Source organism: Moorena sp. SIO3I8 (assembly GCF_010692325.1).
GTDB lineage: Bacteria > Cyanobacteriota > Cyanobacteriia > Cyanobacteriales > Coleofasciculaceae > Moorena.
In genome coordinates this window covers 1-24,316 of sequence record NZ_JAAHHW010000016.1, presented here as the reverse complement: position 1 = coordinate 24,316, position 24,316 = coordinate 1, and the positions used below count along the sequence as shown (strand labels likewise).

At 44.5% G+C, this 24,316-nt stretch carries 26 protein-coding genes; 11 read left to right on the top strand and 15 right to left on the bottom strand.

Annotation, left to right across the window (positions count from 1 at the left end):
- Positions 1-69: 69 nt before the first annotated feature.
- Entirely contained in the window at positions 70-837 is a 768-nt protein-coding gene (locus F6K51_RS08535; protein ID WP_075896843.1) for a BMC domain-containing protein, read from the bottom strand.
- A gap of 660 nt (positions 838-1,497) precedes the next feature.
- Positions 1,498-1,977 (bottom strand): cupin domain-containing protein, encoded by a 480-nt coding sequence (locus F6K51_RS08530; RefSeq protein WP_293019553.1) that lies wholly within the window; start codon positions 1,975-1,977, stop codon positions 1,498-1,500.
- Positions 1,978-1,993: 16 nt separating this feature from the next.
- On the opposite strand from F6K51_RS08530, the gene F6K51_RS08525 reads away from it, so the two are divergent.
- A complete protein-coding gene (locus F6K51_RS08525; protein WP_293019552.1) occupies positions 1,994-2,152 on the top strand; it encodes a hypothetical protein in 159 nt (52 codons plus the stop codon).
- 2 nt (positions 2,153-2,154) lie between these two features.
- Here F6K51_RS08525 and F6K51_RS08520 read toward each other — a convergent pair whose 3' ends face one another.
- The gene (locus F6K51_RS08520) at positions 2,155-4,437 is read right to left on the bottom strand and encodes a zinc metalloprotease HtpX (RefSeq protein WP_293019550.1); all 2,283 of its coding nucleotides are present in this window, start codon (positions 4,435-4,437) and stop codon (positions 2,155-2,157) included.
- A gap of 338 nt (positions 4,438-4,775) precedes the next feature.
- Here F6K51_RS08520 and F6K51_RS08515 point away from each other — a divergent pair, with 338 nt between their 5' ends.
- Complete coding sequence (locus F6K51_RS08515) at positions 4,776-5,033, top strand: hypothetical protein (RefSeq protein WP_293019549.1); 258 nt, start codon at positions 4,776-4,778, stop codon at positions 5,031-5,033.
- Between the two features lie 155 nt (positions 5,034-5,188).
- Entirely contained in the window at positions 5,189-6,295 is a 1,107-nt protein-coding gene (locus tag F6K51_RS08510; protein WP_293019548.1) for a hypothetical protein, read from the top strand.
- 75 nt (positions 6,296-6,370) lie between these two features.
- On the opposite strand, the gene F6K51_RS08505 is transcribed toward F6K51_RS08510, so the two are convergent.
- Together F6K51_RS08505 and F6K51_RS08500 are read right to left on the bottom strand one after the other, a co-directional pair.
- The gene (locus tag F6K51_RS08505; RefSeq protein WP_293019547.1) at positions 6,371-6,601 is read right to left on the bottom strand and encodes a hypothetical protein; all 231 of its coding nucleotides are present in this window, start codon (positions 6,599-6,601) and stop codon (positions 6,371-6,373) included.
- Between the two features lie 121 nt (positions 6,602-6,722).
- Positions 6,723-6,869 (bottom strand): hypothetical protein, encoded by a 147-nt coding sequence (locus tag F6K51_RS08500; protein WP_293019546.1) that lies wholly within the window; start codon positions 6,867-6,869, stop codon positions 6,723-6,725.
- 23 nt (positions 6,870-6,892) lie between these two features.
- Between F6K51_RS08500 and F6K51_RS08495 the strand changes: the two genes are divergently transcribed.
- From F6K51_RS08495 to F6K51_RS08485, 3 genes are read left to right on the top strand one after another with little or no spacing between them, the layout of a single operon-like run.
- Positions 6,893-7,171, top strand: a complete 279-nt coding sequence (locus F6K51_RS08495) for a hypothetical protein (protein WP_293019545.1) — start codon at positions 6,893-6,895, stop codon at positions 7,169-7,171.
- Positions 7,172-7,202: 31 nt separating this feature from the next.
- Entirely contained in the window at positions 7,203-7,367 is a 165-nt protein-coding gene (locus tag F6K51_RS08490; RefSeq protein WP_293019544.1) for a hypothetical protein, read from the top strand.
- Positions 7,368-7,424: 57 nt separating this feature from the next.
- Complete coding sequence (locus F6K51_RS08485; RefSeq protein WP_293019542.1) at positions 7,425-9,599, top strand: ABC transporter substrate-binding protein; 2,175 nt, start codon at positions 7,425-7,427, stop codon at positions 9,597-9,599.
- Positions 9,600-9,663: 64 nt separating this feature from the next.
- On the opposite strand, the gene F6K51_RS08480 is transcribed toward F6K51_RS08485, so the two are convergent.
- The 5 genes from F6K51_RS08480 to cofG all read right to left on the bottom strand — a co-directional run bounded on the left by F6K51_RS08480 (position 9,664) and on the right by cofG (position 14,128).
- Positions 9,664-9,930 carry a tetratricopeptide repeat protein gene (locus tag F6K51_RS08480; RefSeq protein WP_293019540.1) on the bottom strand — a complete coding sequence of 89 codons (267 nt, stop codon included), beginning with the start codon at positions 9,928-9,930 and terminating at the stop codon, positions 9,664-9,666.
- Between the two features lie 195 nt (positions 9,931-10,125).
- Positions 10,126-10,806, bottom strand: coding sequence for a 2OG-Fe(II) oxygenase family protein (locus F6K51_RS08475; protein ID WP_293019538.1), 681 nt, complete (start codon positions 10,804-10,806; stop codon positions 10,126-10,128).
- Between the two features lie 57 nt (positions 10,807-10,863).
- Positions 10,864-12,054 (bottom strand): LL-diaminopimelate aminotransferase, encoded by a 1,191-nt coding sequence (locus tag F6K51_RS08470; RefSeq protein WP_293019537.1) that lies wholly within the window; start codon positions 12,052-12,054, stop codon positions 10,864-10,866.
- A gap of 222 nt (positions 12,055-12,276) precedes the next feature.
- The gene (locus F6K51_RS08465) at positions 12,277-12,765 is read right to left on the bottom strand and encodes an SET domain-containing methyltransferase (protein ID WP_293019536.1); all 489 of its coding nucleotides are present in this window, start codon (positions 12,763-12,765) and stop codon (positions 12,277-12,279) included.
- Positions 12,766-13,129: 364 nt separating this feature from the next.
- Positions 13,130-14,128, bottom strand: a complete 999-nt coding sequence (gene cofG / locus F6K51_RS08460; RefSeq protein WP_293019535.1) for a 7,8-didemethyl-8-hydroxy-5-deazariboflavin synthase subunit CofG — start codon at positions 14,126-14,128, stop codon at positions 13,130-13,132.
- Positions 14,129-14,207: 79 nt separating this feature from the next.
- Between cofG and F6K51_RS08455 the strand changes: the two genes are divergently transcribed.
- Complete coding sequence (locus tag F6K51_RS08455; protein ID WP_293019533.1) at positions 14,208-14,345, top strand: hypothetical protein; 138 nt, start codon at positions 14,208-14,210, stop codon at positions 14,343-14,345.
- Here the strand turns inward: F6K51_RS08455 and F6K51_RS08450 are convergent.
- On the bottom strand, positions 14,342-15,067 hold the full coding sequence (locus F6K51_RS08450; RefSeq protein ID WP_293019532.1) for a helix-turn-helix transcriptional regulator: 726 nt from the start codon (positions 15,065-15,067) through the stop codon (positions 14,342-14,344). The two genes, F6K51_RS08455 and F6K51_RS08450, sit on opposite strands and share 4 nt — an antisense overlap.
- 603 nt (positions 15,068-15,670) lie before the next feature.
- On the opposite strand from F6K51_RS08450, the gene F6K51_RS08445 reads away from it, so the two are divergent.
- The 4 genes from F6K51_RS08445 to F6K51_RS08430 all read left to right on the top strand — a co-directional run bounded on the left by F6K51_RS08445 (position 15,671) and on the right by F6K51_RS08430 (position 18,294).
- On the top strand, positions 15,671-15,916 hold the full coding sequence (locus F6K51_RS08445) for a hypothetical protein (RefSeq protein WP_293019531.1): 246 nt from the start codon (positions 15,671-15,673) through the stop codon (positions 15,914-15,916).
- A gap of 465 nt (positions 15,917-16,381) precedes the next feature.
- Positions 16,382-17,461 carry a photosystem II q(b) protein gene (psbA, locus tag F6K51_RS08440; RefSeq protein WP_293019530.1) on the top strand — a complete coding sequence of 360 codons (1,080 nt, stop codon included), beginning with the start codon at positions 16,382-16,384 and terminating at the stop codon, positions 17,459-17,461.
- 384 nt (positions 17,462-17,845) lie between these two features.
- A complete protein-coding gene (locus F6K51_RS08435; protein ID WP_293019529.1) occupies positions 17,846-18,031 on the top strand; it encodes a hypothetical protein in 186 nt (61 codons plus the stop codon).
- A 2-nt stretch (positions 18,032-18,033) separates the two neighbouring features.
- Positions 18,034-18,294, top strand: coding sequence for a hypothetical protein (locus F6K51_RS08430; protein WP_293019528.1), 261 nt, complete (start codon positions 18,034-18,036; stop codon positions 18,292-18,294).
- 194 nt (positions 18,295-18,488) lie between these two features.
- Here F6K51_RS08430 and F6K51_RS08425 read toward each other — a convergent pair whose 3' ends face one another.
- The 4 genes from F6K51_RS08425 to F6K51_RS08410 form a co-directional block, all read right to left on the bottom strand.
- Positions 18,489-18,842 (bottom strand): four helix bundle protein, encoded by a 354-nt coding sequence (locus tag F6K51_RS08425; protein WP_293019527.1) that lies wholly within the window; start codon positions 18,840-18,842, stop codon positions 18,489-18,491.
- 51 nt (positions 18,843-18,893) lie between these two features.
- Complete coding sequence (locus tag F6K51_RS08420; RefSeq protein WP_293019525.1) at positions 18,894-21,866, bottom strand: SAV_2336 N-terminal domain-related protein; 2,973 nt, start codon at positions 21,864-21,866, stop codon at positions 18,894-18,896.
- Between the two features lie 12 nt (positions 21,867-21,878).
- Positions 21,879-22,976, bottom strand: a complete 1,098-nt coding sequence (locus F6K51_RS08415) for a MoxR family ATPase (protein ID WP_293019523.1) — start codon at positions 22,974-22,976, stop codon at positions 21,879-21,881.
- A 1-nt stretch (position 22,977) separates the two neighbouring features.
- Positions 22,978-24,316 (bottom strand): hypothetical protein (locus tag F6K51_RS08410; protein WP_293019521.1); only part of this gene is annotated, 1,339 nt, incomplete at its 5' end.

Below are 24,316 nucleotides of genomic sequence, written 5' to 3'. Positions count from 1 at the left end.
GTAGGGAGTGGGAAATGGGGAAAAGGGAATTTCATGGTGTTCATGGTGGACTTTTTTCCATGGTAGCTATTATGAATCTTTGGTACGTATGGGTAAGTTTCTTAAATCTGGTAGTTCTACTAGCTCTTTTTCTGCTTCCTTTACCTTAACTGGTATTCTCAACGGTTGTGGTTGCTCCTCGATCAGGCAACTCGCTACTGGCAAGCTTTTCTCTAAATCTTCAAGAGGTCTAGGAATCACTGTCACAGCGGTTAGTTCACCAATACGCTGGGCTTCAGCCATTCCAACTTGTAAAGCAACTGCTACATCTGCCACACGACCCCGAATAATGGCAGTACATAAACCCGCCCCAATGGTTTCGTAGGCAGTAAGCTGTACATTGGCAGCTTTGAGCATGGCATCCGAGGCCCCAACCATTGCTGGCAATCCCCTCGTCTCTAAAAGACCTAGGGCATGATTACTGACCCGGCTACGATGATTTTGGTTAACTTGATCGAGTAGGTGAACACCGATGGGAAATATCACTTCCAGGTTGGGAAGTGGTCGCGCAATGATGGTCGAGGACAGCAACTCACCCTCTCGTTGAGCATAATCCTTACCCGATTCGACAGCAATTCTGACCTCAGCGATCGCTCCCCGCACAATGGCAGTGCAGTGACCACTACCAGTTTTTTCATAACCCACAAGGGTAACTTCTGCTGACTTGAGCATGGCGTCAGCAGTACTAACAATTACTGGAAAACTTAGAGTAGAGACTAAACCTAGGGAGGCTTGGTTAAACCGTTTTCTTTTTGTCAAGGGATCGTCAGGGACAAGCCCAGGTTTGTATAACTCCATCAGACAGAAGACCTCTCTTTGGTTGTCGGCTGTTAATTGTTGGCTTATATCAAGTTTAGAAAGTTAAGTGTTCAGCAGAAACCTACAAAGGTCAATCAAGAAGCAGCTCATGCCATTGGACTAGATGATTGGCATGGGTTTTGTCTGGGAGTAGTGTGCCGACCACCGGTATGATCTAGCATTTCTCAAATCGGTCAGGTAGACAGTTGCAGGGTTAATGGGAGTCGGGAGTCGGGAGTCGGGAGTCGGGAAGTCAGAAAAGGGATCCCTCCTAACCCCCCTTAATAAGGCAGGGCTGTTTCAAACTTTAATAAGTTAACGATTATTGGAGATAGGGGGATAGGGGGATAGGGGGATAGGGAAATCAACTAAAATTTCCCGAAAAATCCGCCAATTTAGTCATTAAAATCTGACANGTGGTTTGGGGTGAGTCGGTGGTGCAGTCGTGTGTCGTTAGTCGGGAGTCGGGAGTCGGGAGTAGGGAGCAGGGAGTCGGGGGTCGGGAGTCGGGAGTCGGGAGTGGGGAGTCGGGAGTCGGGAGTCGGGAGTCGGGAGTCGGGAGTCGGGAGTCGGGAGTCGGGAGTCGGGAGTCGGGAGCTTCCGAGCAAGGCCAACGGCTGACCGCTGACCACTGACAGCTGACCGCTTACACTTTATTCTTCATTTTTCTGGATCGAGTAAAATAGTTTTTGGTTGGTCAACATCAAATAGAGAAGCGGACAGAAGAATAACTGGTTTGTTTGTTTTGTTTTCACCATAATGAACCATTCCGCTAGATTCAACTAGAGAATCTCCAACCGTTAGTTGTGTAGTCTGCCCTGCTTGCATAATTAATTCTGTGCCATTAGCTTTCCTTACTTTAGCCTCTCCTTTCACAACAGTAAACGTTAACGTGCCAGCCTCTACTAGTGCAATTTGCATGCCGGTATGAGTATGATGAGGCAGTTTTGTTCTGGGTTTGATGGTATGGCGAATAAGTTCAATAATTTCCTTTTTTTCTTGAGTCGGATAACCACTACCTAACACTTCACTGGCAACAGATTGAGTGTAACTATTGGGTGAGGAGGTTTCTTTGCTGTTAACAACTATACATCCAAAAGTTAAAATAGCTAATGGTAAAATCAGAAACAGTTTTTTCATACTATAGTGTTTGGATTTGGGTTGTGAATATAGAATTGAACTAAAAAGGGAACAGGGAACAGGGAACAGGGAACAGGGAGCTGATCTCAACTTCCCGATTCCCGATTCCCGATTCCCGATTCCCGATTCCCGATTCCCGATTCCCGATTCCCGATTCCCAATTCCCTCCCAATAATTTCAGGCTCCCACTTGGGAAATCAGATAAGCGCCGGATAGGGCTGCTACTGTGGCGAGGATGGTAATCCAAATGGGATAGTAGCTGCGAATTACTTTATCTCCTTCAATACTGATGGTTTCAATATCAATCCAGGGATTAACACCCCGGCGAAACCAACCGGTGACAATCACGGTCTGGTTAACTAAATTACTAACACGGGTGGGTTGAGGTAGGATATTACCTAGTGGTCCGAGATAGGAACAGTAATTTAGTCTGACTAAACCTGTCGGGGTTTGTAATATTAAATCTTGTCCGAGCCAATTGCGTAATCCCGAACGTCCTAATAGTTTTCCGCTTAAGAGAACAGGACGACTATCGGGAGGTAGAGTAGCGTTAGTGGCGAAATAATCTCCTAAGTCTGGGTCAGTACCGATATTGGTAGGTTTAAGGTCGGGAAAATAATTATTAATCCAGAGAAAGACACTGATACTAAAGGCAATTAAGATACAAGCATCGATAAAGGAATTGGCATTATGTAGCCAAATTAGCTGCCAAATGTCGAGCAGGTCAGATAGTTTACCAATTATCCAAAGTATCCCTCTTAGGGCTGCCCCCATTATTACACCAAAAATTAGGGTACTTTGTAGCAGGGGCAAGGCTTTGTAACTGTTGCTGAGTTTAGAGAAAAATTCAGCTCGATTGCGACTAGCAGGAATTAAAGCGGGTAAATCTAGTTCGGCATGAAGCTTGAGAAAGTGGGCGTAGCGCTTAGGTAAATGTAAGCGTTCTCCCAGTAGGGGATGGGCAGAGTTAATGATTAACCAGTAGCGGTAGGGATTAGTACAGTCCCATTTTAAGATGTCTTCAAAGGGGGTGGTGGGGGAAAAACTGCCGATAACCATGGCTTGCTGATAACCGACGGGGAGTAAGACATCAAAACTTTCTAATAGCCCACTGGTTTGGCCGGAAATTTGGATGTCTTCGCTTATCCCTAGGGCAATTTTTAGTAAAGCGCGGGTCAAGCCATTGGGATTACCAGTGATTGAGATGGCGATGCGATCGCTATAGTAAACTCTAGCTCTAGATAACCATAGCAGGGGTAAGCTCAATACCCAGTAAATGCTGTAACTGAGGGAAGCAAGGGTACCGGTGATTCCTAAAACGATTGCGCTTAACCATCCGCTAGCACCAGGTAATTTAACCAGCAGTAATTCCTTTAGCTTCTCTGCCCACTGAGGGATTTGCCAATAGATAGTGTAAGGGATTTGAATAATTAGTACCCCTAGGGACATCAACATGAAATCCCGATTGATAATATGTCCTAGCTGACCAGCGTAGATGTTGGCAATTTCATCATCTTTGAGCTGGTCTAATAATCCCTGACTAACTACAATGCGAGCAGTGCGAGGTAAGTTACCATAGGTCAGGGCTACGGTGGCGTCTGTGGGTAATATTTTTAAGCTCGGTAAGGGCAGACGTCGTTTGCGGCAAACCTTTTGGATGACTTTAGCGGATTCTGGATGGCGGGAAGCTAGTTGAGTTAGGGATAGGGGTTCAAGACCATGAAACTGTTTTAGCAATCCATCCATTAACCAGGGCGATAGGATAAATAGGATGGCTATGGTAATTCCTAGGGCTAAAGTTGGGTCACGGTATAACAATTGGAAGGGTTGGAACCACGGTAACTCTACCAAGATGGAATTGATGGTTTCCATGGCGAATTCCACTAGAACCCGCAGTAGCCAGAAAAATGCGATCGCAACCGTGATTGCTACTAACCACAACCGTTCCATCTTCGGAGATTTCAGGGAATGCCAATGCTGTGCTCGTCCACAGTTGCGCCATCGAGGACGAGGAGTGTAGAGGGTGGGAATATCCGGGGGAGAGTAGGGAACTGGTAATAGGGAAGAGGATGAAGCAGTATGGTTTGGTTTACGGCTCAGTTTCAGTGGGCTATTCACTGGGCTAGAAGCCTTATCCTCTAGGGGAGTAAACCCTGTGGCATCAGCAGGGGATTTAGCAGCAATAGGATACTTGGTAATTAACTCAGTCTCAGTTTTAGCTGCCCATTCCTGTATCTGGGGGTCAGGGTGTTCCCTCAGGTGTTGGCAAAGTGCGATCGCTTTTTCTGGCTGACCATGCTTAGGATAAGCCTGCACTAGGGATTGAGAGGCTTCCGTCACAATGGAGTCATCCAACTCCATCTCACAGACACCTTCTAAGTGTGCGATCGCATCCTGGTAATTGCCCTGTTTCAGAGCTTCTAGACCAGCTGCCAGAGTTGGATTAGGAATAGATGCCATGAGGTTTCTAGTAGTTTGTCCCTATCTTCCTCTAAGATACCCTTGGGCTACGGATTTGATCTCGCCTCAGTTCGATGTAATGAATTCACGGGTGTTGAGGAGGAGGCACGAGCCAGAATTCAGTAATAAATAATATAGGGTTTATAAATAGGTCATAAAAACTTAGGCTCATTTAGCTTACATCAAAAAATCCTCGAATCTCTTTCCTAGTCTTAGCTGGTCCTTGATCCGAAGTTTCCTTGAGCCATCATCTTTTGTTTACATCTCATTTAAAAACCCTAATAGCCCCATTGATTAGGGTGTATCCTAAGAATTGGTGCTGCTGAAATCAGGGATTAATGATTGAAAGCATCAGCCTCTACATCAGCCTCTACATCAGCCTCTACATCAGCCTCTACATTCACCCCGGTGCTTCCCCAATTCTGGGGAACTTTGATAGTTTTTTTCCAAAAAAACGTGGGGTTCTAGAAGAGCTTAATTATACCATCATTAAGCAACGCCTGAGAATGAGCTGTTGCTGTAACCAACGGTTTATTCAGGGTGGACAACTCATTTTCAAGTTGTTAGGTTGGGACAACAACGTTATTCATTCGTAAGTCAAGGGGTAAATAAGTTACCTTAATTGCTCCAATTCAGTGTGATCTACTCATTTGAAAGTTGTGATGAAGCGAATGCATAACGTTACATTCCTAATCCAAGGGCTAGATAAGTTACCCCGATTGATCCCATTTAATTTTAAGGACATCATGCCATGACTTCAGAAAATCCAATCCCGCCACAGTTAGGTGATATGCCAAACCCAGAAATTCAGTCCACGGATAAAAATCCGTCTAGTGAAGCACTAGTGCAAGAAGGTGTTAACCGTATCGTCACCGAGATTGTTGATTCAGCGCTAGCACGGATTAGCGACCAGCAAGAGCGGCAACTAGTGCGCCATGGTATTGCTGATATCCTCGGTAACACACTCCAGGAGTTAGTTGAAGAAAAACTGAATCAGCAGCAGTCTCAGATATCCATGGTTGGAGGCATGGCTATCGGTGATGCTGTTAATACCGGTATTAATGCCGCCAAGCAAGTACAAGACCTAGGCTTTGTGGAGTTTACTGCTGGCTTAATTAACGGCACTTTCGATGCTATTATCGCTGCGACAATCAGACAGATCGAAGCCTATGCTGAGCTGGTTGCTAACCTAGCTAAAACCCTCAAGCAGTTCGAGGCTGAGAATGTCTCTGATGCGGAGATTAACGCACACCTTAATGAAAACTACCCGGATGGAAATGGCGGCACTGTTGTACGGGCGAACTATATATTTCCAAACACACCTACAGACCAAAACACCGGCAATCCTGGCAAGGCTGGTGTTACTAAATTAAAGGAGGTAGCAAGAGCATTAGAAGCAGAAACGGCCAACCTGGAACAACCCCTTAAACTCACTATCACACCAGAGCAGAAGAATTCTTTCACAGTTGCTCAAGTCCAACTAATTCGTCGGAAACTCTCTGAGTCACTGGCACAAAGCTTGATTGATCATCTCCGGGAGATGGCAAGGCAGGGTATGGCACGGATTGTGATCACCGATGGTGAAATCTTTTCTAAACTTACCTTTAACGTTACTGCTACCGAAACAGAAACTAGACGAAAAAGCGAGTACGACCGTTTACAAGCTGGCGCTTATCTCCGAGCCAGTGCTAGGTGGGGATGGGGTCGCGCTTCTGTTGGAGCGAACTTCAACAAACTAAAAGTCAAAGCAACCAATGAAAGTTCATTTGATAACGTCACCATGAGTACTGAAATCATTGGTCAGGTTAAAATTCGCTTCCGCACCGAGACCTTCCCAATAGTAGAATCGAACGGATAACTTGATCATCTGTAAGCATTCAGCAATCAGCGATCAGCGATCAGCTATCAGCTAATACGCTACGGGCACGCTACTTTAAGGGCGTTGCTGAATCTTCGAATGAATATTCCTAGAGTGGGCATCCTGCCCGCCCCACAAGAATGAATATTCGTAGAGTGGGCAGGATGCCCGCTCCACAAGAATTAATATTCGTAGAGTGGGCAGGATGCCCGCCCGAAAATAAGCATGAAACTGGCAAGATGCCAGTTCCACGCCTGATGCCCATTCCACGGCAAGATGCCCATTCCACCTCACTCTTAAAATCATTCCATTATTAAGCAACGCCACTTTAAGTCCTATCAGCCAAAGGCTGACGGCTGACAGCTGACGGCTGAGTGCTTAGGATTTTTATTAAGGGTAATTATCCGTAAATTATATCTAGCAGTGCTCACATTACTGTTCTAATAGTAATAAGGTACACAAGATTTTGTTCCAATTCCCGATTCCCGATTCCCGATTCCCGATTCCCGATTCCTAATTCCCGATTCCCGATTCCCGACTCCCGATTCCCTGCTCCCTTATTAAGTAACCTCAATCATCCCCTATCTATCATTACCTATGGCTGACATCACACTAGGCAACTTAATTGCCCTGCTCCTTCAAGAAGTATCTGACACCCTCGACCAGACAAATTCTGACAGCACTACAGAAACGAATTTACAGGTTACGGATGTTTATTTTGATATTCCAGCCCATTTATACCTACAAACCGATGGGCAATTTTTAAATCAAGAGGAAACCACATCACGAGTAATGATTAGTTTACCTTCAACCCTAGAAACTCCCCCTGTCGGTAAACTAGGTCGGATCCGCATGACTATCGCTCCTGAAAAATAACTCTAGCGGTTTTTAGCCTAATGAGGTACACATGATTGTTTACCTTTTCTTTATTATGACTTTACTGCTCCCTGCTCCCTGCTCCCTGCTCCCTGCTCCCTGCTCCCTGCTCCCTGCTCCCTGCTCCCTCCTCCCTGCTCCCTGCTCCCTGTTCCCTCTCCCTATAAACCCAAAAACTTGTACCTTACTAGCTTAAAAACCGCTAGATAAGACTACCCCATCCGAAGTTCAACATTTTTGCTTGTAAACTACTATGACTAATGAGGAATCATTAACAGCCAGCAACGATAATACAAAAAGTAATACAAAAAACAATACAAACAGCAATAAAGACGAAAACACGGAATGGCAGCTAGCGGAGATGGTTGATGCGATCGCTGCTGAAATTGACCGTGCTGAAGATACCCTTTCTTTGAAATCTTATGCCCGTGGCAAGTCGATGGCGATTAAACAGCTTAAACTGGATATAGAAGTTAAGCTGCGCCGTACCTCTGACGGGAAAATATTATTTCGGACTACAGACCCTGGAGAAAATAGCGCTACTATTATCAAACTGGATTTTGCCCAAGTCCTAGAAAGCCAGTTACAAGGAGTGCGTAAGCAACTTGATCAACCCATCAGCACTAGGCCCCTGGCTACCCTACCTGGTATTACCGAGGCTGAGATAAAACAATTAAATGGGATTGGGATTTACTCAGTTAATGACCTTGAAGGCTACACCCAAACAGCAGCAATGGTAGCTGAACTCAGCCGCAAAACTGGAATTGCTGATTCACGGATTCGGATATGGCGACAGCTACCGTTCTTGAGTGAGGTCAAGCCAGCAAAAGGACTACCGGGAAGTCAGGTTGTGATTGAGGGAGATAATTTTGGCGATCGCGACCCTAATGCCGCAGTTTTGTTCCAAGGTCAACCAGCACAGATTCTGGAGTGGAGCAAGTCCCGTTTAATAGTTACCATGCCCGAAGTAACTGGCTCTGGTGTCTTGTTTGTGGTTATCGATGGTCAAACCACTAATCTGCTGTCTTGGGAAGCAATCAGCGTTGATTTACGAGTGCGCAATATTACTATCATACCAGATCAACCATCAGCAGGAGAGCTGATTACCATTGAAGCTGATCTAATCAATCAAGGGAATAGTTCTTCTGATGCCTTCGAGGTACAGTGGACAGTGGATAACAAGCCGCAGCCAATCCAATCCCATGGTCCCTTGCAGCCCAATCAGCGATCGCAAGACAGCAGTATCCGTCGCCAGCTCAGACTCGAAGCTGGTTCCCACACCATCCGCTTCACTGCTGATCCCAACCACAAGCATTTAGACCTCAACCGAGCTAACAGCACCTTTACCAGACAGATTGAGGTTAAAGGTCTAAACCAACTAACCATTGCTGATTTTCGTGAGATCAATACCCTTGACCCATTAGTGAACATCAACTACCCTTCAGCGGATATAAACTACGGTCCAGGGGATGTGTTGAGCCTAGTCTTCCGTGGTTTGGGTCGTCTTGATCCAAAAAGAGGGGCTTTCGTGCCGGATATTGCCACTCGTTGGTGGTGGAGTGAAAATAGGGACAAGAATACTCGACTAATTTCTTTCCAGCTGTCTGAAAATGTGAGTTTCCATGACGGAAAACAGCTTACTACAGCTGATGTGGAGTTTACCTATCAGGTATATATTAAAAAACTTAACTCAAGCCCAAATACGCGGGTAATAAACATAATCAGAGGTATCAATGTCGTTAATGATCGGATAATCAGCTTTGAAGTACTGTGGCCTTTTCTCAAAGAAGAGGAACGCAAAGACGATAATTCTGATCAAGTTGATATTGATAAGGATGATACCATTACGCCCATTGACCGGGATCAGATTCAGTCTAGGCAGAACATTGATCAGATTGAGTCTGATCAGATTGAGTCTATCGAAATCGTTGACCAATCACGCCCCCGCCCCATTGACATTGTTGAGTCTCAACTACCACGCTACATTGCCTCTGTGATGACTATCGGTATAGTACCGCGCCACGCTTACAATCAAAAAAGCTTTCAGCTGAAGCCCATTGGCAGTGGACCTTTCCAGGTTGAGACATTTGACTCAGGCAAAGAAATTGTACTGAATGCCTTTCCCAACTATGTAAAAGGTGCGCCACGATTGGATCGTATTGTGATTTCTGTCCTAGGGCAGCTTGATGCAGTCACAGAGGTGGTAAGTAGTCAAAAGTATAGTGCGGCAGTGCTACCATATACTGAGAAACTCCATAGCCAGTTCAAGAACAGGAAAAATTGGACTGTAATCCCAATTCCCCTCAAAAAACCAGAGCTACTTCACCTACAATCTTCTAGTCTTCAGGAGCGATTACCCAACGATTTCGATACTAATTGGAATGCCCATCTTTGGTACTTTTCTAATGCCGTCGCTGATGGGGAATAGTCAAAATAACCAAAATGTTTTTGCCCACCCTACAATCTTGAACGCACTGCGCGAGACATTTTGTTCAATTCAGCTCAGCCTCGATTTTAGCTGCCCATTCCTGTATCTGGGGGTCAGGGTGTTCCCTCAGGTGTTGGCAAAGTGCGATCGCTTTTTCCGGTTGACCATGCTTAGGATATGCCTGCACTAGGGATTGAGAGGCTTCCGTCACAATGGAGTCATCCAACTCCATCTCACAGACACCTTCTAAGTGTGCGATCGCATCCTGGTAATTGCCCTGTTTGAGAGCTTCTAGACCAGCTGCCAGAGTTGGATTAGGAATAGATGCCATGAGGTTTCTAGTTTTTGTCCCTATCTTCCTCTAAGATACCCTTGGGCTACAGATTTGATCTCAACATACCTCGCAGCATTAGGGAATTCCGTAAACAAAATACCAATTAAAGCAGGGTGGGCAAAGTTCTTTTATCTATAAAACAAAAAAAAACAAAATGTTTTTGCCCACCCTACATGCTGATCGCTGTTTTGACTAGACCGGGATTAAATTACTCCAAAATAATGCTTTCGAGGAATCATATCCTCGAACCCGATGAATGTTTGCTTTAATTGCTTCCTTAGTTAAATCCTGCAAAAGCGTGCCTGCCTGAACCATCAGGTAACCTTCCCGATCTGGAATAGAAAACCAGCCATACTCTTGTTTGTAGCCTTCAAACCCTGCAATCGAAATTATAATCGTAATTAAGGATCTATCCTTATGAGGTGCAATCGAAATCTCTTCGGAATCGACCTTTTTGATGTATTTCATATACTCTTCTTCTCGATCGTAAATATACAACCCATAGTTTTCTTGTTGCGAAAATTCTTTTAAAAATTCTTCCGGGTATCCCAAAGCACGAGAGATGATGTCCAGTAGCTGGTTAAAAAAATCAAAGTATTGCTCTGTCGTTGTACTTTCTCCCACTTCAAATCGGCTATAAGTCCCATGAAAAACAGAGCCTTCACCGGTGTAGGCATCTTCTCCGTAATAGACATCAACTGAATCTTGGATATTTTCTAGATCTTGATCTATTTTGACTCTGGCTTCAATGGCATCCTTAACATAAAAAAAACCAAACTTATTCAAGTAATCTCTTACTTTATCGATGAGATTTGCTTCTGTTCCATCCAATTCATCAATTATCGGATATCGCTCGAGTTCAATAACAGTCATAATTCAACTCCTTATTTTTGTTATTTTCCAGATCGAAAAGGCGCGGTTGCTGATCCATCACAAATTTTTGACAGCCGCTTCAATCTCCTCTCTCGGTCCTAATGCCACCAAACGCAAGTATCCTTCTCCACAATCCCCAAACACGGAACCAGGGACGCCCACAATCCCGGTCGATTGCAACATTTTTTGAAAAAACTGCCAGGATGACAAGCCTTGGGGTGCCTTGACCCAAACAAAAGGACTATCAATGCCACCAAAGCACGTTAGCCCCGTTGCTGCCAAACCCTGTCGGAGCAAGCGAGCATTTTTCAGGTAATACTGTACCACTTCTTGACATTCCTGTTGCCCTGCTGGGGATAAAGCAGCGATCGCTCCGTGCTGGGCAACATTAGCCGTACCCCAAAACTTAACAGCATGGCGGAGCCGCCACAAATCATTTAATTCTCCTGGCACTGTATTTTTAATGGTTAGCCCTTGAGGAATAACGCACCACCCCACCCTCAAACCGGTGAAATTTGCCCATTTGGAAAAACTGCCAATTTCAATGGCGCATTCTTTGGCCCCTTCGATTTCATAAATACTCTGGGGTATGTTTGGGGTCGTAATAAATGGGCTGTAAACAGCATCGAAAATAATTACAGCTTGGTGACTTCTGGCATAGTCCACAAAAGCTTGGAGCTGTTCGGGAGTAGCAACCGCTCCCGTGGGGTTATTGGGAAAGCACAGATAAATCAGATCTACTTTTTCATCCGGAAGCTTGGGCACAAAATTATTGTCCTCGCGACAGGGCAAGTTTACCAATGGACGACCTGCCACTAAGGTTCCTTCCACAAAAGAGGGGTAAGTGGGGTTTTGTACTGCTACTGTATTATCTGGAGCAAACAGTTCTTGAATATTGACCGAAACCGATTGAGCGCCATCGCTGATAAAAACTTCGGACGGATCGATGTCCATTTTTTTCTGGTAATAGTCGGCACAAACTGCCGATCTCAGGGCTGGATTTCCGGTAATATCTTCATAACCCGTATAAGTTTGGCGATCGCCCAAGCGATTTGCTGCCTCTACTAAAGCCCGCACCACTGTAGGTGGCAAAGGCTGAGTAGTGTCACCAAAAGCCATCATAAATAGTTGTTGTTGTGGATGGCTTGCTCGATAGGCTTCAACCTTACCCCAAACTTGGTTAAAAACGATTTCGGTATAGGTTTTTCCTCCACTTAACTGACTCAGAGATAAATTTTTAGTGGCCATCTTGAATCGGAATGGATAACAGATGAGTGACTATCGCCTTGGTAGCATCTGCACCAAGAGCTTTAGCATTTTTTTCTGTTGAAGGCTCAATCGCCCTTAACACTAAGGATTTATGGCTTATAGCGATTATTGGATTTATGAGGTAAAATTATCAACCTCAAAGTCCCCCTTTTTAAGGGGGATTTAGGGGGATCCCTTTGTACCTCATGGGAAATAGAATTGCTATATATGCCTAGGCGAAATTGCTAGCTTTTGCTCTATGTACTCCGAAAGTTGATAGTTTTTCAAAACCTCTAGGGGTAAGTGGGCAGCACCTTGAATGTATTCCAGGCAATTTTCACTTCCACACATACAATCAAATCCCCGATCCATAGACCATTCCGTTGATGGATAAAAGAATGTGAATTCTTCTCCTATTTCTATTTTTCGGAGTGCCCTAACCACCATATTTTTAGTATCGAAGCAAACATTGGGATCGCAACTATGATTTATGTATTGCAAAAACTCGGGGTCGAGCATAATATGTTGGTGATCGCTAATTTGGACGCTTAAATAGTTGGGGCGATCGAGGACTTCTTTAGGCCCAAAATTATGGATGAACTGTCCGGGCATAAACTCGGCGGTGGCATGTAGGGATTTGCTCCCAGTTGTGGGACACTCGCGGATTTCAGCAAAATCTTTTACTTTTGTTATTTGTACAGTAACCTGCATTTAAATTCAAGTCTCCGATAACTACAATCTGTAATTTACTTTTGGGGATAGACGTTATTGATTGTTGCCATATTTTAGACTATTTTGCGTTCTAATATATGGTAAACTTATCAAAACTTAGCTCTGATTGCTCAAAACTGAACTTGAGTTTTATGGTCACTGCCAAATCGTTATACATTCTAATATATCATCTATCGACAAGGTTAAATAAAATAAAGTCTAGGCATATGCCTGGCATGCCAACCTAATTGCTCCCTTGGAAACCACACCAGTTGCCAATTTAACTCCCCATCTTCCCATCTGCTCACAGTTCCGACATTTCCGTGTTCAACACGTCTACCAATTACCAATTACCCATAACCAATTACCTATCACCAATCCGCCATCTCTTAACCACTTGTCGCAATCGCGCAGGTAACCAACTGTCATACTTAGGATAAACAGGCAAACGCGCTACTAACTTCCACCCAGCTGGTTCAATCACTTCCCGCAATCGATAACTATGGGGATGAGGATAATCGGGATTCACCTCATCCTTGGGACTAATTCCTCCTAAATCCCGTGCGCCAGCCTCCAAACACGCTAATAGAGCAGAAGACCGTTGAGGCAATTCCCCAACAGTATCAACTAAATTGGGAGGAATTTGGATAGTAATATCCAAGGGCAAAATCTGACGCGCCTTCCGAATCACCTTTGGCAGCTGATTAATCCCGAAAGACTGACTATGAAACATTTCTGTAGTGCCCTGACTATAAGGTTGCAGGATCACCTCTTGGATATGACCATACTCACGATGAATTTGTGCGATCGCATTTAAACTTTCCCACCAATCCTCCTCACTCTCACCAATCCCCAACAACAAACCGGTCGTAAAGGGAATCCCCAATTCTCCCGCCCATTGCAACTGTTGTAGTCTAACTTCTGGTATCTTACTGGGAGCATAGCAATGAACGGTTTTGAGCAACTCCGGTGTCAATTGTTCCAACATCAACCCCATAGACACATTCACCTGCTTGAGTGCCGCCATCTCCTCCCAACTCAAGGGTCCAACATTAGTATGGGGCAAAAATCCCAGAGACAAAGCCAGGTCACACAAATCATAAATTCGTTGAAACCAAGCTTTGCGCCGTGAAGACCTAGGATGAACCTCACCACTGAGAATCAGAATTTCACAAACACCCTGAGACTGAAGCAACCTTAACTGATTTTCAGCATCCTCCAGAGTCAACCAAGGACTGCTACCCGGTTCAGCACGAAAATTGCAGTAGCTACAGCGATTAAAGCATTCATAAGTGGGAACCAAAGTGTAGGCAGGGCTGTAGGTAATGATTTGGGAATCAGATTGGCAATCAGAAACGTTCATAGGAAAAAACACCCGCGCAAGTTAGAAGTCAGAAGTCAGAAGTCAAAAGTAAGCTATGACTAAGTTTCGGAGTTTAGGAATGTCAAACATCTTAATGCGTAGTGCTATATCAATGTTCCCTGTTCCCTGTTCCCTGTTCCCTGTTCCCTATTCCCTACTCCCTACTCCCTACTCCCTACTCCCTACTCCCTACTCCCTACTCCCTACTCCCTATTAGCTACTAACTAATGCCTGTTGTTTAGCATAAATATTTTTCATATGCTTCTTAACAGTATTGGTAGTAATATAAAGCCGAGCCGCAATTTCTTTGTAAGACAGTTTAGCTTTCTTAAGCAACCAAACTTCAGCTTCCCGGTTAGTCAATCCATATTTTTTAGCATCAGTAATAGCAGCATTATAGCCAGAACTATGGCGATTCTCTAGAGTGACTAACAGATAATGCTGTGCTTGATTATCCAAGACTAACCATCTGACCCTAACTCGAAACTTTAAGGAATTATCCGTTTGGATTTCCGACTCAAGAATCATTTTTTGCCCAGAAAACCAATCGCAACTATCAATTAACGCTTCGCACACTCGCCAAATTGACTCAGGGATAGAACTCATCTGTGACTGATATTGACAGAGTTGACGACAAATGCGACGCCCACGTTCATTAGCATGAACCCACTTTCCTTGAGACGTCAGAATCAAGACACCGTCAACAAACCCTTCAAGAATTTCTTCTAGAAGAAATTGAGGGTTCTTCGATTGTAAACTAGTAACCTGATACTTATTTTCTGAATGACTGAGCTGATTGGCGGAAGGCCACGCTACGCGATTGGCGGAAGGCCAAGCTACGGGATTGGCGGAAGGCCACGCTAAGCGATTGGCGGAAGGCCACGCTACGCGATCGAAACCTTTGACTTGCTGGTTAATCTGGGACTCTAAGCTATACATGTTGAATCTCCTTCAATACCCATAACGCATGCGAATTACCCAAGAACTCTATACAGAGATGGCTGAATTGAGTAACTCGTTCTGGCTTACTGATACAGTCATTGTTATAGGCGAACTCCTGTAGCTACAATGAGCAAGCTACAGATTTCTCAAATTCGTTGCATTTGTTTGCAATCAAGGGCAGCCGGGTGAAGGGACCGGGGTGCATCTCATATTTGTAAAAAAGATCGGAAGTGTGGGGCCCGGGCGCCTCTCAAGTTGTGATTTTCCTGGGTTCACACACCGATTGGTAGTCGTTCGCGTAGCGTGGCCTACGGCCAATGATTGGGTTTTTAAGGAGGATTTTCCCTGCCCTGGGAGCATTACTACTTTCAGGTCGATAAGTTACGGGTCTCTCTCCCGGCTCAGCCTGCGGTTTTTCAGCCTGTACTCATACTACTACGTCTATACTCTGCCGACAGTAGTAGGGTGGGCAGTGGATCAGACAGATAATCAAGCTTGCAAAGCACTTTGGTAAGCACTGCCCACCCTAGGATTCTTCTTGCTTGCCTGTTCTCTGCCGACAGTAGTAGGGTGGGCAGTGGATCAGACAGATAATCAAGCTTGCAAAGAGCCTTGGTCGGCACTGCCCACCCCAAGATTAATCCTGTGGAATCGGCATCAGGCGTGGAACGGGCATCTTGCCCGTTGTGGAACGGGCATCTTGCCCGTTGTGGAACGGGCATCTTGCCCGTTGTGGAACGGGCATCTTGCCCGTTGTGGAACGGGCATCTTGCCAGTTTCCTGCCCACAGGTCTAACAAACCTAATATATGGTCACGAAAGCGATCGCACCTTTTTTATTAAGTAATGTTAAGTTGTTATAGCAGTCAATCAGACAGATTCAGAAGCTTGTCATAGCGTTGGTAGGCAGTGCCCACCCTAGGATTAATCCCTAGGATTAATCAAAATTTTCCCAGCTCTGAGCAATCATTGACTAAAGCAATCACTGCTATTTTTGTTAAGCAATGTTAAGCTAATATAGCACTGGATCAAACGGATTCACCAAGCTGGCAATATACTGGCCTAAGTCTTGCCCAGTATAGGATTAATCCCTTTGATTCATCCCTCGGATTAAGCAAAATGGTGCCAGCTTTCAGTAATCATTAACGAAAGCGATCGCATAGTTTTTCTTAAGTAGAGTTAAGTAGTTTTAAATAAAGTTACGATTAAACCCCGAAAATGTATTTATCTTCAGCATTGTATTAGGATAAATACAGACAGGCGAAACAAGCCTGCTGAACCTAGATAATCAAATAAACGCAATCATCCGAACATGACTACCACATTAAACCAGCGTAACGCTAACGTGTGGGATCGGTTCTGCGATTGGATCACTTCCACCAACAACCGCCTTTATGTAGGCTGGTTCGGTGTACTGATGATCCCCACATTGCTAACCGCTACCATCTGCTTCATCATCGCCTTCATCGCTGCTCCCCCTGTGGACATCGATGGCATCCGTGAGCCTGTTGCTGGCTCCTTGATCTATGGCAACAACATCATCTCTGGTGCTGTTGTTCCTTCTTCTAATGCCATTGGCTTACACTTCTACCCAATCTGGGAAGCAGCTTCCTTAGATGAGTGGCTCTACAATGGTGGTCCTTACCAGCTAATCATCTTCCACTTCCTTGTTGGTATCTTCACCTACATGGGTCGTCAGTGGGAGCTGAGCTACCGTCTAGGCATGCGTCCTTGGATCTGCGTTGCTTACAGCGCTCCCTTGGCTGCTGCTACCTCCGTGTTCCTAATCTACCCCATTGGACAAGGTTCCTTCTCCGATGGTATGCCTTTGGGAATCAGCGGTACCTTCAACTTCATGTTCGTGTTCCAAGCTGAGCACAACATTCTTATGCACCCCTTCCACATGCTGGGTGTAGCTGGCGTATTCGGCGGTTCACTGTTTAGTGCTATGCACGGTTCTTTGGTGACCTCCTCCTTAGTGCGTGAGACCACCGAAACCGAGTCTCAGAACTATGGTTACAAGTTCGGACAAGAGGAAGAAACTTACAACATCGTTGCAGCTCACGGCTACTTCGGTCGTTTGATCTTCCAATATGCGTCCTTCAACAACAGCCGTTCCTTGCACTTCTTCTTGGGTGCTTGGCCTGTAGTAGGCATCTGGTTTACCGCTTTGGGCATCAGCACCATGGCGTTCAACCTCAATGGCTTCAACTTCAACCAGAGTGTTATTGACTCTCAAGGTCATGTAATCAACACTTGGGCTGATGTACTAAACCGCGCTAACCTAGGTTTCGAGGTAATGCACGAGCGTAACGCTCACAACTTCCCTCTAGACTTAGCTGCTGGTGAAGCTACTCCTGTTGCTTTAACTGCTCCAGTTATCAACGGCTAATATAAATTTGACTTAATTGGTTAAATTCAAATAGAGCGCTCTCCGTTTGGGGGGCGCTTTTTTGTTTGGAAGTTAGAAGTTTGAAGTCAGAAGTTTGAAGTCAGAATTTATAATTTAGAATTTATAATTTAGAATTTAGAATCGAGAATCGGAAATCGGGAACAAAGAACAGTTGCGTAGGGTGCGTTAGGGGCGGGCTCATTTTCTGCCTCGTAGTCAGGGTTAGGAGAGTGCGCCCCGTAACGCACCACTAGGTCAAACAGCAAAAATGAGATCTACCTATTCATTCACCCTACAATATAAAAAGTATGGGTAGGTAAAATATAAAGGTGAGGACACCAGCCCCATAAGATACTGGTGCAAGTCTGTGGGTGCATCTATTTTATGGGAAAGAAAAACCACAAAAATGCAATTCGTAGCTTGAATCAGCGCATTGCTGAACACCAAGAAAAGATTAAATTAGAGTATGAAAAGGACTTTCCCGATCAAGGTTTAATAAGACATTGGGAAACTGAGATTCGTGCCTTTGATAAGGGCATTCAGCAAGCACTAAAACGATTGGGGAAATAATTATGCAGATTCGCGATCGCTCCCTTCCTATTACTAGCAATACTCTGAAAACATTAATTACAGAGTTAGGCTCAGAATGCCAAACCGTTACCGGATTAATCTATCAGCTTCAGTCACCTCACCTCAGTGCTAGACAACAAGCTGAGATTCTGGCAGAATTGCTGGCTGCTGCAATTCATCTAAATGTTCATTGTGGAGAAGAATTTCAGACGCTAATTGCTCAGGAGATGGAAAAATTACCGGATGATGATGAACAGGAGTAAATCGGGATTTGAAGTCAGAAGTCAGAAGTTTGAAGTCAGAAGTTTGAAGTTGCGTAGGGTGCGTTAGGGGTGCCCTCATTTTCTGCCTCGTAGCCAGGGTTAGGAGAGTGCGCCCCGTAACGCACCACTAGGTCAAACAGCTTTAATGAAGTCAGAAGTCAGAAGTTTGAAGTCAGAAGCTTGAAGTCAGAAGTCTATTCTTTGAGTTTTTTGACGGTGGTGACTAAGATTTTAATAATTTCTTCGGTTTCTTGGATTAGTCCTTTGAACTTTTCTAATGATACCAGTTCGGCTTCTATTAAAACATCTAGCCAGTATTTTGTTTCTCTTGCTTCCTTCAGAGCAATTTCATATTTACTGATAAAGTCTCTGCGGGATTGGGCTGACTGAGCTTCACTACAATTCGCTCCGATAGACGTTCCTGATCTTAATAACTGATTCCCTAACATTCTAGGAACTTTAGATTCTTCTAACCAAATGCAAGCTTTGACTATTCTAACCGCAAACTTTTTGGTTCTGTCCTGAATTGAAACTTGTTGATAACTCAAATTATTTCTTCAAACTTCAAACTTCTGACTTCAAACTTCAAACTTCTGACTTCATCCAGTTCTCCCGGACACGCACACTATACGAAAACCAACAACGTCGTTGCGGTCCTCGCGCCTAAAGTTGTTGCCGCGAATCGCAGAACGGCAGTAATCAGGATAGTCAATCCAGGAGCCGCCCCGCAGCCTGGAATAAGGGCTTTTATACTCATTTTTAGCTGAATATGACTGATTTTCAGTCTTGACATTTTCCGGTTCATTATCATCAATCCAAGCACTGCCATCTGTGGGGGCACCTTCGTAGTTATGATGCCAATCATCTAAACACCATTCCCAAACATTCCCGTGCATATCATATAACCCAAAGGGATTCGGAGGAAATTCACCCACAGGGGTGGTTCCCTTGCTTCTTTCTCCTGGTGGTTCATCCCGATAAGGTCTTGAGACGTCGTAATTGGCTAACTTTCCGGTAATCGTCTCTCCAAAGTAGAATGGGGGATAGGATTTTCCAGTATCAAGCTTTAGGGGTTCTCTAACACCTCGACAGGCATATTCCCATTCCGCTTCAGAAGGCAGTCTATACTCCCTTCCTGTTAGCTGAGAAAGGCGGTCACAGAACTCTACTGCTTCATACCAATTTACTGTTTCTACGGGGCGGTTATCCCCTTTAAAGCTTGAGGGGTCTGGATCTAAGTCTCTCTCGACTTTCAAGTCTGTCATTAATGCGATCGCGTTCCATTGGGCTTGGGTTACAGGGTATTTCCCCATAAAGAAGGCTTGGAGTGTGACATTATGTTGAGGTCTTTCATAGTCATAGCTATTTTTTTCGCTTTCAGGGGAACCCATTGTAAACGTTCCTCCAGGGATAGCCACCATTTCCAGTTCGACATTACCGGTTAGGGTTTCGGTGAAGTAAGAGGCGGTGTAGGTTGTTGTTTCGGTAATTTCCCCCTGATGGTTAACAGTCGGGGTTTTAAATGTCCACTGTTGTAATTTCTCTTGATCCTGGTCTAGCTCCTCTTCAAAAACAATGGTGGGAACTTCTGCTTCAAATTCAAAAGGTTCTAAGTTGTCAGTGAGCTCAAGTTTCTCCCGTTTCCGTTTTGCGACTTTTGCCCTGAGTTCTTGTGCTAAATTGGCGTATTCTCCTCCCCAAGTGGTCAGAACTGCTGCTTTGACTTCAGCAAAATAGAGGTCTCGATCCGCAGCAAAACCTGGAACAGAACCGGCTGGGTTGGGAATCAGTGCTGGAAAATCCCGCAGACTACCATAACGGTGCTCTATGAAATCTCCAATTTCCCGCCAAATCTCAGTGGTGCGTTGAACTGGACTATTTCCTAGCAGTAACTCCCGAATTCCCGGACGAAATTCATACCAAGTTTCGGCAACAGTTGCCTGGTCTGGCCCCAAGGAAGACTTTTGGATAAGACCACTAAAAAAAACTTCTGCCAGATGCCAGTGTTCGCTATCGGGTAAAAACCACTGTTGTGCCAAGCGCATCACTGGAGGAATCAGGGGAACAGCAGCCAGAACTTCAGCAAGTTTTCGGGCTTTGGGGCTAGCATTAGCCAAGAATTCTCTCAGTAACTGTTCGGGAGGGCGTTGCTGAATTGAAGTATGAATGCGGGATCGTCTGGTTTTGGTCAAGCCCCCTAAATCCCCCAACTTTGGGGGACTTTCAGAGTTTTGTTCCCCCCAGCGAGGGATTGCTCGCTGGGGGGCTAGGGGGTTGGTCAAGCCCCCTAAATCCCCCAACTTTGGGGGACTTTCAGAGTTTTGTTCCCCCCAGCGAGGGATTGCTCGCTGGGGGGCTAGGGGGTTGGTCAAGCCCCCTAAATCCCCCAACTTTGGGGGACTTTCAGAGTTTTGTTCCCCCCAGAATTGGGGGGCTAGGGGGGCGGAATCATACCCAGAATCAGCAACGCCTTCGGGAATTTCCGCCACTGATTTGGAATTAGTTGTCTCTGTTTCGGGCTTATCCTGTCTAATTAAAACCCCTTGAATCGAATTGCTGCCACTCCCGGTGATAAAATTCGCCCAAGTGCTAAAGTGGTTAACGGATAAATTGAAAATTGGAAATTTATATAACCTAGCCGTTGTACGAAGCCTAGCTCCTACTTGTAACATGGAGTTAGGGGACTCTGCCTGGCGAGCAATTAATGGTCGTTGAATTGCCTGATCTAGACCTGTGCGCTGCCATAGGGTTTGAGGAAAAACATGGGCAATACTAACAGGATGCTGTTCTCCTAATTGTGCTAAAACTTCAAAGGCTTGACCGGAATACCAAGCCTTTCCCAAAGTATCTGTTAAGGCAATAAAGAGTCGATGTCCTCCTGGTGCAATCAGGCTACGAACATTCCGTTCCATACGGTCAACACCTGAAAACAATTGGGGCGTAGGTTCTGTTGTATCGAAGTGCCAAATCCGGACATCCCGGAAAAACCCTTGCCAGCGAAAAAGCGTTGCCACTCCTTCCGCTAAATCTCCCCAAAATGCCATGGAAGGGGAGCAATCAATCAATAAATGTACCTCAAACCATCGCTCTAGGGGAGAACGAAATGCCACCATTGGCAATCCATTGGCTTCGGCTGTTTGTTCAACGGTTGCATCAATATCCAGTTCATTGGCTAGCAGTCCAGAAACACGCTTAGATAAAGGCAACAGTGCCTTACTGATTTCCCTAGGTTTGGGTAAGGGAAAGGGGTCAGGAACACGAATAGGAGAGCTGTAATTATTGGAGGATGATTCGGGTTTTTGAGGGGAAGTCGGGGCATGGTCAGGCTGTTTAAGATTAGCCGCAATGGGTATCTTTTGTTCTGCTTTTTCCCTTCCTGAAGGAGGAATCTTTGGATAATCGTCTGAGAGATTTTCAGTAGATGATTCTGGATCACAATGGTGTACATCCTCTGGTGGTTTGATGTCTTGAGAGGATGGAGGAGCAACAATACGATCTACGTGAGCCGCGCACCAGATCAGCTCTGCCACTTCTCTATCATCTTGCCACCATTGATTTTTTTCACTCACCATTTACCCCTGACCTCACAGTGATTTGAAGATAGTATTCAATACCTCTTTCCGTGTTTCTTCAGTCAAGTCATCTCCTTGTAGTAATAAATAAATGGCATTCAATAATTGATCCGTTGCTAACTTTGTGTCTCTTGCCTTAATCCGTGCCAAAAATTCCTTGATTAATTTCCGAGCTGGCTCATCCAGTTGCTTTAAATGGGTGGCATCAAAGCGGTTTTCTAAAATTTTATAAAAACCCTCTTCTGTATCAGGTTGCTTAAGAGATAACCGTAAACATCGGCGTAGAAAGGCTGGTGGAAACTCCCGTGCTTCATTACTGGTCATCAAGACTAAGGGAAACTCTTGACATTGAATTAATCCTTTGTCAACCGAAATTTTTTCATCACTATCATTGCTGTGACTGCGGTAAGGAAGTACCTTTTGGAAGTCCCTGTTTAAGCGACTCAGTTCTGGAATCTCAAAAAATCCTTCCTCAAATATATGTAAGAGATCATTGGGCATATCAATATCACTCTTATCAATTTCGTCAATTAACAGCACTGCCGGTCTACCGGGTTGAGATTGATGAAATGCCATACCCATTGGTCTTAATCTTAAATAGTTACCAATGTCAGGCTCTTTTATTCTCTCTGTATTACCAACTTGTTGCCTCAGTAAAGACACTTCTTGTAATCGCCCAATGGCATCGTAGGCATAGAGACCATCTTTCAAAGTAGTGCGAGAAACAATTGACCAGCGGTAAGGCCCCGGTAGTCCCAATTCAGCTGCTACTGCATAGGCTAAGGATGTTTTGCCGCTACCGGGATTTCCTTCCATCAGTAAAGGGCGACGTAAACACAATGCAGCATTGACCAATTCTACAGCTTGCGGGCTCGGAACAAACCCCAATGCCTTTGGATTAATCTTTCTTACGATGTCTTGAGTATTTTGTGATTTTGCTTTTTCACGCCATTGCTCAACTGACAGACCAAAGGTGCGCCAAGGGGGTGGCGGTGGCATACGACTCAGATGCTGTTGTTGGTCTTCTGGGGTTGGTAAACTTCCTCTAGTGAGGGTTAAGCCCCGGTAGATGCGACGATCCGGCTGGTCAGATGTTGGGTTCTTTGGCATTTTAGTCCACCACGTTGGTATTCAAGGGTCTACAGCGTTGGGAAGGCTTCGGATATAAATCATCCCAGAGAAGGGTTACCTCCAAACCCTTTTTCTTTTTTCGTAAATCACGTATTTTGTTAGGCCAATCTTGCCATTCTGAGAGGTTTAGATGCTCTCCTTCAATCAGAGGTTGGTTCACGTCCCGACTCCAGACCGCAATGGGTAAAGCTTCCTCAATTCTTTCTAGATCGGAATCTGATGGGTCTGTACCCATATAATAGATATCATCCCCTTCAAATTCCCCAGGGACACTCGGTTCAGTCACAGAATTATTTACATCATTCCATAACCCTTGCTTCTTGACTTCAATCTCATCACGAATCTCAAGAAAATCTGGATCAAAATATCGTTCATAGGAGTTGATAAAAATTGGGTACTCTTCACCGAGGGGTGTTAGGTTTCTCCCTCGCTTAAACCTAATCTTCTCCAATTTTGTTTTGAAATAGTCGAAAGGAAGAAAATACTCAATTGTTAAATTAACTCGTTCCGGTAAACTATAACGAGCCTTACGAATTAAGTTGGGCAAAATCTTTTCAAGATTAGTGTATAAACTCTCACTCTCTTGCTCAGAGACACTTTTTCCACTGTCGCAAGGTTCTAACCGTATCTTTTCTGCAAACCGACCAAGTGGTAAATCCTGACTTTCAAGCCAAAGATTCATACTCAAAAGTAAGGCACCAGAGGCTTGTCCTGTACCATTATCATTATCAACCTCTGGTTCAATCTCAACTTGAAGTCGCAGATTTTCTGTCGTAATCAGTTCTTGAAATTTTAAATCAGCTTTTTTAACAGATTCTTGGATTGTAGAGAGGTTTGCATCTTCTCGATATCTTAGAACTTCCTGTTGCCAATTTTTAATAGTCTTAGCAAGTCTCCTCAATTTGTTATCCTGTTTAGAAAATCTTCGCCGACACCATTCTGCACAAGCCACTAGAGGGCATATTCCTCTTGAAACTGGTTTTTTTCCTAATTCAGTCAGTCTTTTTTCGATTTCTATACAATCCAGAATAAATTCATCGTCTAAGACAAGCTTTTCAATATTTTTATAACTTAAAATAAAAGAGTTTACCTGAAGTAAGCTATCTTCTGGGTGTTTCTTTAATCCAGCAAAAAGTTCCCTAATGAGTTCATCTTGCTTTTCTTCCCATGTTTGTATAGTCTTAGGCAGAATGGGGAAGAATTTAGCAAATTTTTCAGAGCCAGAAGCTGAGTAGGAAGCACGTTGCTCTGAGGAAATAATCTGATTAATTTGGTCAACTATATAATCTAGAGGAATGTATAAATTACCGTAGTTTTTA